The sequence below is a fragment of the Pseudomonas sp. PDM01 genome (assembly GCF_014852325.1).
GTDB classification, from domain to species: Bacteria; Pseudomonadota; Gammaproteobacteria; order Pseudomonadales; family Pseudomonadaceae; genus Aquipseudomonas; species Aquipseudomonas migulae.
In genome coordinates, this window is the sequence record NZ_JACVBK010000001.1 from 86,341 (window position 1) to 100,440 (window position 14,100).

9 protein-coding genes and 1 pseudogene are annotated in these 14,100 nt (G+C 61.1%); 3 read left to right on the forward strand and 7 right to left on the reverse strand.

Features of this window, described 5'->3' with window-relative positions; genetic code table 11:
* The first annotated feature begins 97 nt into the window (after positions 1–97).
* Complete coding sequence (locus IB246_RS00440) at positions 98–1,246, forward strand: hypothetical protein (protein WP_008043039.1); 1,149 nt, start codon at positions 98–100, stop codon at positions 1,244–1,246.
* Between the two features lie 173 nt (positions 1,247–1,419).
* On the opposite strand, the gene IB246_RS28945 is transcribed toward IB246_RS00440, so the two are convergent.
* The 3 genes and pseudogenes from IB246_RS28945 to IB246_RS00450 all read right to left on the reverse strand — a co-directional run bounded on the left by IB246_RS28945 (position 1,420) and on the right by IB246_RS00450 (position 5,023).
* Positions 1,420–2,250 carry a methyl-accepting chemotaxis protein gene (locus IB246_RS28945; protein WP_411740552.1) on the reverse strand — a complete coding sequence of 277 codons (831 nt, stop codon included), beginning with the start codon at positions 2,248–2,250 and terminating at the stop codon, positions 1,420–1,422.
* 27 nt (positions 2,251–2,277) lie between these two features.
* Positions 2,278–3,546: pseudogene (locus IB246_RS28950) on the reverse strand (HAMP domain-containing protein); the annotation flags it as partial.
* 154 nt (positions 3,547–3,700) lie between these two features.
* Positions 3,701–5,023: a hypothetical protein gene (locus IB246_RS00450; RefSeq protein ID WP_008043075.1), complete on the reverse strand. Its 1,323-nt coding sequence runs from the start codon at positions 5,021–5,023 to the stop codon at positions 3,701–3,703.
* Positions 5,024–5,298: 275 nt separating this feature from the next.
* Here IB246_RS00450 and IB246_RS00455 point away from each other — a divergent pair, with 275 nt between their 5' ends.
* Entirely contained in the window at positions 5,299–5,688 is a 390-nt protein-coding gene (locus IB246_RS00455; protein ID WP_008033873.1) for a c-type cytochrome, read from the forward strand.
* A 47-nt stretch (positions 5,689–5,735) separates the two neighbouring features.
* Positions 5,736–7,226, forward strand: a complete 1,491-nt coding sequence (locus IB246_RS00460; RefSeq protein WP_008043078.1) for an aldehyde dehydrogenase family protein — start codon at positions 5,736–5,738, stop codon at positions 7,224–7,226.
* A gap of 1 nt (position 7,227) precedes the next feature.
* Here the strand turns inward: IB246_RS00460 and IB246_RS00465 are convergent, their stop codons facing one another.
* The 4 genes from IB246_RS00465 to IB246_RS00480 all read right to left on the reverse strand — a co-directional run bounded on the left by IB246_RS00465 (position 7,228) and on the right by IB246_RS00480 (position 14,075).
* Positions 7,228–9,615, reverse strand: a complete 2,388-nt coding sequence (locus tag IB246_RS00465; RefSeq protein ID WP_008043081.1) for a DUF3772 domain-containing protein — start codon at positions 9,613–9,615, stop codon at positions 7,228–7,230.
* 114 nt (positions 9,616–9,729) lie between these two features.
* Positions 9,730–10,914, reverse strand: coding sequence for an acetyl-CoA C-acyltransferase family protein (locus IB246_RS00470; protein WP_008033866.1), 1,185 nt, complete (start codon positions 10,912–10,914; stop codon positions 9,730–9,732).
* 1,089 nt (positions 10,915–12,003) lie between these two features.
* Positions 12,004–13,407: a heavy metal sensor histidine kinase gene (locus tag IB246_RS00475; protein ID WP_008043705.1), complete on the reverse strand. Its 1,404-nt coding sequence runs from the start codon at positions 13,405–13,407 to the stop codon at positions 12,004–12,006.
* Positions 13,404–14,075, reverse strand: a complete 672-nt coding sequence (locus IB246_RS00480) for a heavy metal response regulator transcription factor (protein WP_008043704.1) — start codon at positions 14,073–14,075, stop codon at positions 13,404–13,406. The genes IB246_RS00475 and IB246_RS00480 overlap by 4 nt, the downstream gene beginning before the upstream one ends.
* Positions 14,076–14,100 lie beyond the last annotated feature (25 nt).

Sequence of the window (14,100 nt, forward strand, 5' to 3'; positions counted from 1 at the left end):
TATTTTGGTTGCGGCTGATGATCTTGTGTCGTTAGGTTTATTTATGGATTTTATTTTTTTTTGCTCAATGTTCAAGTGCCGATTGAGGGTTTATATAGTGCATGCGTCAAAGAAATATCTGACAGACTTGTCAGTCCATCAGGCTCTGTTATTGGTGGACCTGACCGAAACTAACGATCCAGACCACGCCGTCCGATTACTGCTGAAAGAGATCCTTCAGGGACTTACTGAAAAAGGCTGGCCTCAAGCACAGTTACTAACAGGGCCGCGCATTGTGTCCGCTGAAGAAAATTACGGTTTGTTGGGTTATGACCCCGAAGAAGTCACGCTTGGTAGTGAACACACCCGGTGGGTCGACGAGTATTCGCTGCTGCGAACACAAACCACCAGCCAGATTCCGGCAGCACTTCTACGTGCTGCTGATGCACGGCAAGCTGGCGAGACAATATTGCTGGCCGCACCAGGTATCACTTTTCGCCGCGATAGTCGGGATCGTTGGCACTGCGCAGAACCTCATCAAATGGATATCTGGGTGTTGGGTGATCCGCAGCTTTCGACGCATGAACATTTGTTGCGCCTGGTCAACGATATCCTGAAGTCTGCCGTTCCTGAAAAGCCATGGGTCTACAGCGACAGTCCACACCACTACACCGAGGGTGGAATCGAAGTGAATGTGTTAAATGAAGGCGCTCCCGTCGAGGTGCTGGAGTGCGGTCGCATTGCGAAGTCTTTGCTAGAGCGCTTGAAGATAGATCCGCTGCGCCATGGAGGGCTGGCGCTCGGAATGGGGCTGGATCGCCTGACCATGCTACGCAAGGGCATCCCGGATATTCGCTTGCTGCGTGATCAGAACGTACGAGTGCAGGCGCAGATGCATGATTTGCATCCATGGAGTCCTGTATCACGGTTACCTTCGATTGCTCGGGATATTTCGTTGGCCGTGGCGCCAGGGCTGAGCGAGGAAGTTTTGACCGAAAGAATGTTGCAGGCGGCCGGTGATTGCTCTGATTGGATCGAGGAGATGCAGATCAAGGGACGTTGGGCGTTCTCGGATTTACCCGTGCAGGCAATTGAGCGCTTGGGGCTGCTGCCGGGTCAGGAAAATGTGCTTCTGCGTGTGGTACTGCGTGATTGTTCGCGTTCAATCACAACCGCCGAGGCAAATGCCTTGTATGGAAACATCCAGGCAGCGTTGCATGAAGGAGTGCCGGGTGCGGGGTACAAGATGGATCTTGCAAAGGGTTGAAGCCACCATTGTCGGGCTGTCCAGGCCATTACTGAGGAACCGCGTTATCGTTCATCGCGGGCAAGCCTCGCTCCTACAGGTGACCGGGGTGCCCGGACGGACGCGGTCACTGTAGGAGCAGCCGGGCGGCGTTCCGTTTGCTCGCGATAGCGGTAGATCAGGCACCGCTGCCTTCAGATGCGAAAACTCCCGACCAACTGATTCAGCCGCCCAGCCTCGCGTTCCAGCTCGGTACATGCCTGCAATGTCGATTGCAGGTTCTCCACTCCTTGCTGGTTCAGCGTGTTGATCTCGGTGATGTCCACGTTCAACGCCTCGACCACCGAGGTTTGTTCTTCAGTGGCTGCGGCGACCGATTGGTTGACGTTGTCGATCTCACCAATGCGTTGCGTCACGCTGCCCAGTCGCGTGCCGGCGAGGTTGGCGATGCTGACGCTTTCCTCGCTGTGCTGCTGGCTCTCGGTCATGGTTGTCACCGACTCACGCGCACCGACTTGCAGTGCTTCAATCATCTGCTGAATCTCCGCTGCCGAGGTTTGTGTGCGCCCGGCCAGGCTGCGCACTTCGTCGGCGACCACGGCAAAGCCGCGGCCCGCTTCACCCGCCCGTGCCGCTTCGATGGCGGCGTTGAGGGCGAGGAGGTTGGTCTGCTGGGAGATGCCTTTGATCACTTCGAGGATTTGTCCGATGTTCACGGTTTTGCTGTTCAGCGCTTCGATGTTGACGCACGACGCGCTGATTTTGCCGGACAGTTCGTTCATCACCTCAATCGTGCGCTCGACCACCTGACGCCCGTCTTCGGCCTGTTGGCGCGCGGCGGAGGCTTGCTGCGAGGCGTCGGAGGCGTTGTTCGCAATTTCCTGGGCGGCGGCGCCCAGTTCGTTGATCGCGGCGGCGACGCTGTTGGTGCGGGTCGATTGTTCATCGAAATTGCTCAGCGATGCGTTGGACGCCAGCAGCACACGCTTGGCGCCTTCGTTGACGCCGAGCGCCGCCGAAGACACCTCGCGAATGGAATGGTGGATACGTTCGACAAAGCGGTTGAACGCCGTCGCCAGTTGGCCGATTTCATCCCGTGATTGCACGGCCAGGCGTCGGGTCAGATCGCCTTCGCCCAGGGATATATCCTCCATGACTCGCGTCAGCAGTTGCAGCGGCCGGGTGATGCGATACGCCGCGTACCAGATCAACACCAGGCCAAGCAGCGCCGAGCCGCCGCCCAGCAACAGCTCAAGCGCGGTGCTTCGCACGGCTTGCGCATCGAGTTCCTGTTGCAGCGTGGTGACCGGGGCGAGCAGCACGTTCTGCGGCACGCCGACCAATACGCCCCACTGCGCCGCACCGGCAATCGGTGCCAGCGGCTCAAGCACTTTGATCTGCTGTTGATCGACGAACACTTTCGGCTGGCCCTGACGCAAGGTGTCCATCACCTCTACATTGTCCAGCGGTTGCCCGAGGCGACTGACGTCCTGGCTGTTGGCGGAAATCACCCCGCGCGGGCTGACGATGCTGATCTGCCCGTTGCCGTCGAACAGTTGGCGCGCGCTGGCTTCGCTGTTCTGTTGCAGGGCGGCGAGGTTGATGTCGAGGCCGACCACGGCGATGACCTTGTCATGGTCCAGCAGCGGGAACGCGATGCTGGTCACCAGTTTGCGGCTGCCGGAGGCCTCGTCGAAATATGGCTCCAGAACGCAGGCTTTGCGGGTGTCACGGGCACAGGTGTAGAAGGCGTTGTAGGGCGCGCCGCTGGGGCCGGGCGAGGTGTTGGCGAGCAGCGCTTCGTCGCCGATCACCGCTTGCAGTTCGCCGGGTTTGCTTTGCACCCAATACAGCGAAAAGCGCCCGGTTTCGTTGCTGCCCATGGCCGCCTGATCGACGAAACCGGCGTCGCCGCCGTCCAGGGCATCGGGTTCGAAAATGACATAAAGCCCGAGCAGGTCGGGCTTGTCGATCAGGGCCTGGTGCAGCTGGGTGCTCAGCTCCTGGCGCAGTTGTGGACGGGTAAGGTTGCCCTGATGTTGCAACTGCCTCAGGTAGAGCAGATAGCGCGACAACCCTTGGCCATATTCGTGCGTCTGCATGAAGGTGCGTTGCACCTGCATCGCTTGCACTTTGCCCAGCGCCTGCATGTGTTCCTTGGCGGCGTTGGCGAGCATTTCGCTGCTGGCCTCGGCCACTTGCTGGCTGCTCCGATGGGTTTGATACAGCGACAAACCCATCAGCAAACCCACCACCAACAGCAGGCAGAGGCCGGCGAGCAGGGCGATCTTGCTCTGAATCGTCAGGAATTTTTTGTGCATTGGAAAGGCCTTTTTCCTTGAGGCATGACACGGTCCCCTGTAGGAGCGAGCCCGCTCGCGAAAAATGTCTGGGCGACGCGTTTATTCAGGCAACACGCGTCATCGTTGACGTCCATCGCGAGCGGGCTCGCTCCTACAGGGATTGCGTGGGGGCTTAGAACGTAGTGGCGAAAATCACCTGGCTGTAGAGGTTCTTGTCGTTACTGCCCAGCTGCGTGCCACCCTCGTCGGCGCTTTTGTCTGGTTGATAGAGGCCGATCAGCGGCATCACCGTCAGGTGCTCGTTGACGTGCCATTCGGCATACAGATCGACTTCGTGGCCATCGGTATTGCCGAGGTTGCGGTCGATGGTGTCGAAGTTGAAATACATCGCACCGACCGTCAGGTTCTCCAGCGGCGAGACGGTGAACTTGACTTGCTGGATACGCGAGTTGGTGTTGAACGGGCCGGCGTAGTTACCGGCGACTTCACCCTGGAACCAGGTGCCGAAGCCACGGCTGAATCCATAGAACAGCGTGTCATAACCTTCCGAGAAACGGCTGTAGCGGTAGCTGGCATTTGGCGTCCAGGCCACGTCGGCGAAGGTCCAGCCGGCTTCCAGGTACCAGGCGTCTTCGGTGCTGGTGTGGGGTTTGTCCTGCTTGGCGTATTCGCCGGAGAGGAACAGGTTTTGCACCCCGGCATTGCCGGCTGCGCGCAGGCTGTAGGTTTTCATGCCGTCGCGTTCAAGCTGCGAAGGGGAGGCGAATTCTTCGTCGACATCGGTGGTGTCGATGTAGGTCAAGCCGACCGTGCCTGCTTCGGCGACATGCTCAAGCGTGCCGACGTACATTTCGGTTTTCGCTTGTGCGCGGTTATCGGACTTCAACCACATCAGATCGCTACGCCAGCCTTCCTTGCCTCCCAAACGCAGCACGGCAGTCTCGTCGAAGGCTTTGCGCGCCGCCAGCCAGTAGGCACCTCCGCGGTTGAACTCACCGTCGGCCAGACCTTTGCCCAGGTTGAGCGCGTCGCCATTAATCAGGAAACCATCACCGACCACGATGTTCTGACGACCGAAGGACAGGTCGACGCCGTCCTCGCCGAGCACGTCGAACAGCTTGCCCGAACGCCAGCCGAGATAGGCGTCTTCGAATTTGGTGGTGCGTTCCGAACCGTCGCTGAAGCCTGCGGCATCGCCGTCGCCCCAGGTGCCGGAGCTGAGCATGTTCGCCGCGCCATACGCGGTGCCGACACCGGCCAGGCCCTTGTCGAAGCTCAGGCCATATTTGATGTAGCCCTCGCGCCACGACGAAGAACCCGGGTCGAGGCGGCCGGACAGCGCGTAGTTTTCCTGGCTGTGGAAGATGCCGAAGACCGCTTCCAGCGTGGCGTTCAGGTGACTGTCGTCATCGGCGTAGAGTTCGTACGCGCCGGCTTGGCCGGCGCTGATCATCAGGGCAAGTGTAGAGAGACGCAGCAAGGGGGACTTGAGCATGTGTGGCATCCGTTCTTGTTCTTGAGCGCAGGTTTGCGGTCTTTTTCGATACTAAGGCGCGGAACTTTTCCGGCCTTTTGTGTGGTTGCCAAAGAGTTGGCTGTGCTTGCCAAAATGCCCGGTTTGGCAGCCTCGCCAATACGACTGGCACGCAGGGCAAAACCTGCGCATCACTGACCATCGACAATCCCTCTCAACCCTGTCGATGCACCGCTGCGTCGGCGCTCCCGTGTTGCCGCTCAATGGATGAGCGCGGATTTTCAAGGTCGTTTCCTATGTTCACCTCGCTGCGATTGCCCCTCATCGGCCTGCTCTCACTCACCCTCGCGCACACCGCGCTGGCCGCTGACTGCGCGCCCGACCAAGGGCATGGCGCCCAGGTCTTCGCCAATGAATGCGCGGTCTGCCATTCGGTGACCAAGGGCATGACGGGAATGATGGGGCCGAACCTGGCGGGTGTGGTCGGGCGCAAATCCGGCTCGCTGGAAGGCTTCAACTATTCCCAGGCCATGCGCAGCAAAGACATCAACTGGCAGGCCGAGAACATCGCGCAACTCATCACCCAACCCCAGGCCTTCGTGCCGGGGACCTACATGCCCTACATGGGCCTGGCCTCCGCGGACGATCGCCAGGCGGTCGTGTGTTTCCTCAAAGAACAACAGTAATCAGCCCGTTATCCGGCTGAACAACACGTCTGAACCAAAGGTGATTTATGAGCAACGTTGAAATCCTGCCGCAGGTTGCTGCATTTCTTGACCGCCGCCACGGCTGCTTTATCGATGGCCAATGGGTGTTCGCCGAAGGGCCGCGCATTGCCGTGGTCAACCCGGCCACCGGAAAAACCCTGTGCGAAACCCTCGACGCGCCGCTGGACGTGGTCGAGCAAGCCGTGCAGTCGTCGCATAAAGCCTTCAAGTCCGGCGTGTGGTCGGGCCTGCGCCCGGCGGACCGCGAACGCATCCTGCTGAACTTCACTGCGCTGGTAGAAGCGCATGCCGAAGAGCTGGCGCAGCTGGAAACCCTGAGCCAGGGCAAGTCGATCAACATGGCGCGCGCACTGGACCTGAACGCCACCGTGGAGTTCATGCGCTACATGTCCGGCTGGGCGACCAAGATCGAAGGGCAGACCTTTGACGTGTCGATTCCGCTGCCGCCGGGGGCGAAATTCACCGCGTTCACCAAGCGTGAGCCGGTGGGCGTGGTGGTCGGGATCGTGCCGTGGAACTTCCCGTTGCTGATCGCAGCGTGGAAGTTGATGCCGGCGCTGGCCACCGGCTGCACGGTGATCATCAAACCGGCGATGGAAACGCCGCTGACCGCCATGCGCCTGGCTGAATTGGCGCTGGAAGCGGGCATTCCGGCGGGCGTGTTCAACGTCGTCACCGGTGGCGGCGCCAATGTCGGCGGTGTGCTGACGGCGCATCCACTGGTGAGCAAAGTGTCCTTCACCGGTTCCACGGCGGTGGGCAAAAGCGTCGGCGTGGCGTGCATGGAAAACATGACGCGGTTCTCGCTGGAGCTGGGCGGCAAAAACCCGATGATCGTGCTGGCCGATGCCAACATCGAAAAAGCCGTGCAGGGCGCAATCCTCGGCGGTCTGCTGAACAACGGCCAGGTGTGTGCGGCAGCTTCGCGCTTCTACGTGCATCGCTCGATCCACGATCAATTCGTTGAAGCACTCGCCGCCGCCGTTTCGGCGATGCCTATCGGCGCAGGCATGAACGGCGAAGCGGCGATCAACCCGCTGGTCTCGCGCAAGCAGCAACAAAGCGTGCTCAAGCACATCGAGCTGGCGCGTCGCGAAGGCGCACGAGTAGTGTCCGGGGGCGAGTTGGTGGAAGGCGAGGGCTTCTATGTGCAGCCGACCATTCTGGCCGACATCGATCACAGCATGGCGGTGGCCCGCGAAGAGGTGTTCGGCCCAGTACTGGGGGTGATGCCGTTTGACGATGAAGACGCCGTGATCGCCCTGGCCAACGACAACCGCTACGGCCTGGCCGCGAGCCTGTGGACCAATGACCTCGGCAAAGCGATGAACCTGGTGCCGCGCATCGAGGCCGGCACTGTTTGGGTCAACGCCCACGTGCTGCTCGACCCGGCCATGCCGTTTGGTGGCGTCAAGCAGTCCGGCATGGGCCGCGAGTTCGGGCGTGCGGTGATCGAGGCCTACACCGAGCTGAAATCAGTGTGCATCGCCCACTGATTCACACCGTGGGTGCCGGCTTCGCCAGCTCGATACCGGCGTCACTCAGGCGCTTGAGGATTTCAAACAGCAGGTCGCTCTTGGTCACGCCGACGATTCTCGGGCTACCGACATAGCCAGTGACCGTCAGCGTGATGCCTTCGGGGGTCAGTTTGCTGAAGCGCACCATCGGCGCCGGTTTGTCGAGAATGGTCTCGTGCTCGCGGTAGGTGTTGTAGAGCAGGTCTTTCACCTGTTCGGGGTCGATGTCCAGGGGGAAGGTCAGTTCGAGTGACGCCACCCCTTGGGCGCTGCCGCCCAGGGTTACGTTGCGCAGGTTTTGCGAGATCAGCTGCGAATTGGGCACGATGACAATCGAGCGGTCACTGAGCTGGATTTCGGTGGCCCGCACGTTGATCCGGCGGATGTCGCCCTCGACCCCGCTGATGCTGATCAGGTCGCCGACTTTCACCGGGCGCTCGGTCAGCAGGATCAGGCCTGAGACGAAATTCTTGACGATCTCCTGCAAGCCAAAACCAATCCCCACCGACAACGCGCTGACGATCCAGGCCAGGTTGGTCCACTGCACGCCCAACGATGACAGCGTCAGCAGAATGACCAACGCATAGCCGATGTTGGCAAACAGCGTGGTCAGCGAAGCGCGCATGCCAGGGTCCATCTCGGTTTTCGGCAGGAGCTCCTTGTCCAGCCAGCGGCCCAGCGTGCGAATCAGGTAGATGCCGATCAGCAAGGCCAGTGCGGCATTGAGCAAGTGCCCGGGGATGATGTTCAGTTTGCGCAGCCCGGCGCCGCCGAGAATGGAAAAGACGTTGGTGAGCAGTTGCCCGAGCGTCGTGCCGACCCCGCCGACGAACAGGGTGACCAGCGCAAGCAGCAAGAGTCCGGCCCGCCCGACCCCTGAAAGAACGATCGAGATCTGCTCCAGGCGCCGGTCTTCAATACCGAGCAACTGCTTGAGCGCCTTGCCGCTGGGGCTTTTGATTGAAAAAAAGTATTCGCAGGCATCTTTGAAGCACTGCATCAGCAAATAGAAACCGGAGAGGATGAGAAAGCCCCAGACCAGTTCATAGGTGACGAACCTGGCCAGGGACACGTAACCGGTCAGGAGGGATACCAGGCAGATCACCATCGCAAGACTGGCGAGGGTGTAAAGCACGCCCGCGAACGTCCTGCCGGCTTCATAGGCTTCGCCAGACGCCACGACGGCTCTGCGGACTTTGCCGGTGCGCCACAATAAATCCACCAGAACGCACGTAACAACCAGTGCGACGACCCCTCGACCGGCGATCACGATGCCGCTGCTCATGCCGGTTGCGTTGGTAATCTGGATCATCGTCACCAGAACCAGCAGCACGCCCGCCAGAACCCGCGGATAAGGCTTGAGTGACAGCGCCACCTGATCGGCAAGCGCCGGCAGCCGCCACGACGGGTGTTTCGTGGACAACAGGGCGCGGCTCAACGCGGTGATCAACACGCAGGTGTAGGCGACTTTTTCGAATTCCTGGGAAAACGTCGACAGTGTCGGCGTCAGCGGAGCCTGGCGTGTGAAGACATAAAACAGCAGTTGCAGGGACAGGCCGACCGTCAGCACCGTGGCCAATACGGAAGCCAGCGCCAGGGAACTGCGGCGCAGGCGTCCTTCTGGCATCCGGTGAATGCAAAGCCACGTCAGCCCTCGTTCTGCGAGACGACGGCCCAGCGTCCAGATAAGCAGGGCCAGCAGCAACAGTACGCTGGTGTAGAGGCGTTGGCCCGGTTGCCAGGCCAGTTTGACGACCTCACTTGCCTGACCGAGGAACGATGCGAAGCGCTGTCGATCATCCATCGAAGGGCTCAGGATCGGTGACCAGAATTCGGGGTTCAGGACGCTTCGGGTGCTCAGGGTCAGTTCGCTTTCCAGCATGTTGCGACGGATGCCGGCAATCTGGGTGATGAGGTCGGTGGCACTCGTTTTCAGGGTGGCCAGGGTTTTCAGGGTGGCGTCGACTTTGTTTTTTTGCTCGGTGAGCGCGACCCTTTGCGCGGTGATATCGGGCTGCTCGGCCGCGGCGTCATCGCGCGGGACAGGCCCCAGCACACCCAGTTGCGCGCGCAGTTGAGTCTGCAGGGGAAGCAGCGAGGTCGAGAGGCGATCGACATCCAGCATGAACATCTGGACGAGGTCCTGCGGGGCCTCCAGCTGGCTGTAGTTATCAACCAGCGAGATCTGTTGTTTGAGGGCGTCCAGCCGAAGTTGCAACGCCTGGAGGTCGCTTGGGGAAACGCTGGGGGGCGCGGCAACCGCCCTGGGCATTGAAATGTCCGCAGGGTCTGCCGCCAACAGCATTCCGGGGCCCGCCCCGAAAAGCGTGAAAGCGACGAAAATCATGGCTTTCAGTGCATGACGCATAGGAGTGCCTGACTCTGTTGTTAGTCATTCAGCCTATGAGGTTAGGTCATCAGTCAAACCTTCGAGCAATAGTTTGTTCGGCTGCCCCCGTTGAACGGGGGCAGGGTGGACGAATCAGACGCGTTCGAACAGCACGGCGATGCCCTGGCCGCCGCCGATGCACATGGTCGCCAGTGCATAACGGCCCTGGACGCGGTGCAGTTCGTGAATGGCCTTGGTCGCGATGATCGCGCCGGTGGCACCCACCGGATGGCCCAGCGAGATGCCCGAACCGTTGGGGTTGACCTTCTCCGGGTCAAAGCCCAGTTCCTGCGCCACGGCACAGGCTTGCGCGGCGAAGGCCTCGTTCGACTCGATGACATCCAGGTCGGCGACGGTCAGGCCGGCACGCTTGAGTACCAGGCGAGTGGCGGGAATCGGGCCGAGCCCCATCAGTTCCGGCTCGACACCGGCGTGGGCATAGCCGACCAGCCGGGCCATTGGTTTGAGGCCTTGTGCGCGCACCATTTCACCGGTGGCCATGATCAGCGCACCGGCGCCGTCATTCAGGCCCGAGGCGTTGCCGGCGGTGACGCTGCCGTCCTTTTTGAAGGCCGGTTTCATCTTGGCCAGTTGCTCGGCATTGACCTCGGCGCGCACGTGTTCGTCGGTCGCAAAGGTCACGGTGCCTTTTCGCGATGCCACTTCGATTGGCACGATCTGACTGTTGAAGCGGCCTTCGGCGATTGCCCGCGCGGCGCGCTGCTGGCTGAGCATGGCCAGTTCATCCTGGGCCTGACGCGTGATGCCATAACGCTCGGCGATGTTTTCCGCGGTGATGCCCATGTGGAAACCGGCAAACGGATCTTGCAGCACGCCGAGCATGTAGTCGATGGCCTGCATGTCGCCCATGCGTGCGCCCCAGCGCGCTTGCGGCAACAGATACGCGCCACGGCTCATGGACTCGACGCCACCGGCCAGCGCCGCGCCCGCATCACCGAGCATCAGGCTTTGCGCAGCACTGACGATTGCCTGCAAACCGGAACCGCAGAGGCGGTTGACGTTGAAGGCGGGTGTCTCTTTCGGCAGGCCGGCATTCATCGCCACTGCCCGGGAGATGTAGGCGTCGCGGGCTTCGGTCGGGATCACATGGCCCATCACCGCATGGCCGATGTGTTCAGGTGCCAGCCCCGAGCGTTCGATGGCGGCGCGGCAGACGTCAGTGGCCAGTTGAATCGGTGGCACGTCCTTGAGCGAGCCGCCGAAGCTGCCGATGGCGGAACGGACGGCGCTGATAACGAAAATGTCGGATGGGTTCATGTGGGTTTTCCTGGTTCGGTCTTGTGCGCGTTTGGCGCTGTTATTGGGGGCAAGAGTCTAGGGGCGGTGGTTTGGTTGGGATAGGTCGAAAGTGCTCAAGGGGGGTGGTGTTTTTTGCCAGTTCTGGTGGGGGGATTTTAGATCGGTCTGAGTGGTTTGGGGGGGGGCATATCCGTTTCTTCGGTCACGGCGGCTATTGGTTTCGCCCTTACGGCGAGTCACTTTCGAAAAGCGCGAAAGTAACCAAAGCGCTCTTGCCCCTTTCGTTCGGTGCCTCGCTAAGGCTCGGCATGCCCTCGCTCCGGTCCTGCTCCGTGGGCCCGCCGCCATCGGCCATCCCTGGCCGGGGGCGGCTAACCCGGCATCCATGCCGGGTTGCCCACTGCGCAGAACCTCCACTCGGCCTCTCGAGGGGGCGACCACCGCCACAGCCGCCGAGGCGGCCTGAAAGCCGACCTGGCTCTTCAGTTGTACGCGTTGTCCTTTTTTGATGCGTTCACTCATTCCGCACATGTGCCCCCCCTGTAGGAGCCGGCTTGCTGGCGATGGCGTCCGTCCAGCCAATACATACGTTGACTGATCCACCGCTATCGCCAGCAAGCCGGCTCCTACACGAGGATTGGGTTCACACGACTCAAAATTGTAGGAGCCAGCTTGCTGGCGATGGACGTCAACGATAACGCGGGCTGTCTGAATGAACGCGTTGTCCAAACGCTTTTCGCCGGCAAGCCGGCTCCTACAGGGATCAGCATTTGCTTTTGCTTCTCACCACTCATCAGGCCGAGCGTTAGCTCGCCTTCCGCTTTTGATCTGAGCGCCCCCTCGAGAGGCCGAGCGCAGGTTCTGCGCAGTGGGCAACCCGGCATGGATGCCGGGTTAGCCGCCCCCGGCCATGGATGGCCGATGGCGGCGGGCCCACGGAGCAGGACCGGAGCGAGGGCATGGCGAGCATTAGCGAGCCACCGAACGAAAGGGGCAAGAGCCCTTGGTTACTTGGGGCTCTTCCAAGTGACTCGCCGTAAGGGCGAAACCGCCAGCCGCCATCACCAAAAAAACGGATATTCACACCAACCGCGACAACACCAAACCTCACTCACCCACCCGCCGCCCCGGAAAAAACAACTCAAAACACGTCACCCCCTCACTGCTGCTGACACTGTAAGCCCCGTTATGCAACTGCATGATCGTCGCCACGATCGACAGCCCCAAGCCATTGGAATGAGCCGAACGCTCGCGGGATTCGTCTACCCGATAAAAGCGCTCGAACAGCCGGGGCAGGTGCTCGGCAGGGATGGTCTGGCCAAAGTTACGCACGATCACCCGGATACCCTCAGCCGAAGGTATGGCGCGAATGACCAACTCAGAATGCGCCGCGCCATATTTGATGGCATTGGCGCACAGGTTGGCCAACGCACGGCGCAGCAGCATCGGCTCAGCCCAGATCACGCCGCTGCCTTGGGCATCGATGCTGATCCCGACATCCGCCGCCAGCCCTTCAAAATAGTCGGCCATACGTTCCATTTCGTCAGCGGCATCCAGCTCCTGGCGTTGGCTCAGGGCACTGGCCGGGTCGGTACGCGCCAGAAACAGCATGTTGTCGAGCATCCGCGCCAGACGCTCAAGCTCTTCGACGTTGGAGGCGAGCAGTTGCTGATAGGCCTCGACGCTGCGGTTCTGCTGCAACGCTACCTGGGTTTCGCCGAGCAGGTTGTTGATCGGCGTGCGCAATTCATGGGCCATGTCGGTCGAGACCTGACCCAGTTGCACGAAACCCTTGCCCAAGCGGTCGAGCATTGCATTGAGCGCGTCGATCATCGGCAGCAGCTCCCGTGGCGCGCCCTGGCCATCGAGGCGCTCGGTGAGGTTGCCGACGCCGATGCCGTGGGCATGCCGGGCCAGGCGTCGCACGGGCAGCAGGCCGCGATGCACCAGCAGATAGCCGGACAGCGCCAGCAGAATCGCCGCCACGCTGGCGAAGAGGTACACGTTGAGGCGGTAACGGGCGAGCACGGCGGTGCGCTCGGTCATCAGGCGTCCGGTGACCACCTGCAAGCTGCCCATATCGTCGGATTCGATGGTCGCCGCGACGGCCGCGAAAGGGACGCCGTCCACGCCGGGATAGTGCTGCACATCGGCCAGGCTCAACGGATGGTCCATCGACACCGGTGCCAGCGATGGCAAGGCGAGGTTGCCGGGATTGACCACCAGCAGCGGTTTTTGTCCGGGGGCGCCAATGGTCAGCAGGGCTTCGCGATTGCCCAGCATGTTCTGGAACAGCGCCGGTTTGGTCTTGATCAGCTCCAGCGTATTGCTGTCGTTGAGGAAGGTGCGCAGTTGATCGATGCGGTTCACCAGGGCCGCGTCGTCGCGGCGGATCAGCTCGCGCTCCAGGTCGCGGTACAGCGCCACGCCCAACAGGGTCAGCGAGACAAACGCGAGCAGGGCAAACACCAGCGCCAGGCGCAGTGTCAGGGAATGGCGAAGGCGACTCATGCCTGGGTGTCGAAGCGGTAGCCGATACCGCGCACGCTGTGGATCAGCTTGAGCTGGAACGGGTCATCGATTTTCAGGCGCAAGCGACGCACGGCGACGTCGACGACGTTGGTGTCACTGTCGAAATTCATGTCCCAGACCCGTGACGCGATCATCGAGCGCGACAAGACCTGGCCTTGATGCGTGGCAAACAAATGCAGCAGGGCGAATTCTTTGTTGGTCAGGGTGATCTTCACGCCTGCGCGGGTGATGCGGCGCTTGAGCACGTCGATCTGCAGGTCGTCCACCTGCAGCTGTTCTTCTTCGCGGGTGGGACCACGGCGGGTCAGGGTGCGCAGGCGCGCCACCAGTTCGGCGAAGGAAAAAGGCTTGATCAGGTAATCGTCGGCGCCCAGTTCCAGGCCCTTGATGCGGTCGGCGATGTCATCCCGCGCGGTGAGAAACAACACCGGCGTGTCGGCTTCCTTGCGCAAGCGGCGCAGAACCTCCCAGCCATCCATTTTCGGCATCATCACGTCCAGAACGATGACATCGAAATCGTGCTCCAGAGCCAGGTGCAGGCCATCGATGCCGTCCCGCGCCAGGCTGACGGAGTAACCGAGTTCCTGCAGGCCGTTGAGCAGGTAATTACCTGCCTTGGGTTCGTCTTCGACTACCAGGATATTCATGGGGTTTGTGCCTCAGCCAATTGGC

Excerpts from the sequence above, each read along its gene's own strand:
- IB246_RS00450 (WP_008043075.1), bottom strand. The coding sequence starts at position 5,023 with ATGCTCAAGTCCCCCTTGCTGCGTCTCTCTACACTTGCCCTGATGATC.
- IB246_RS00455 (WP_008033873.1), top strand. The coding sequence starts at position 5,299 with ATGTTCACCTCGCTGCGATTGCCCCTCATCGGCCTGCTCTCACTCACC.
- IB246_RS00460 (WP_008043078.1), top strand. The coding sequence starts at position 5,736 with ATGAGCAACGTTGAAATCCTGCCGCAGGTTGCTGCATTTCTTGACCGC.
- IB246_RS00465 (WP_008043081.1), bottom strand. The coding sequence starts at position 9,615 with ATGCGTCATGCACTGAAAGCCATGATTTTCGTCGCTTTCACGCTTTTC.
- IB246_RS00470 (WP_008033866.1), bottom strand. The coding sequence starts at position 10,914 with ATGAACCCATCCGACATTTTCGTTATCAGCGCCGTCCGTTCCGCCATC.
- IB246_RS00475 (WP_008043705.1), bottom strand. The coding sequence starts at position 13,407 with ATGAGTCGCCTTCGCCATTCCCTGACACTGCGCCTGGCGCTGGTGTTT.
- IB246_RS00480 (WP_008043704.1), bottom strand. The coding sequence starts at position 14,075 with ATGAATATCCTGGTAGTCGAAGACGAACCCAAGGCAGGTAATTACCTG.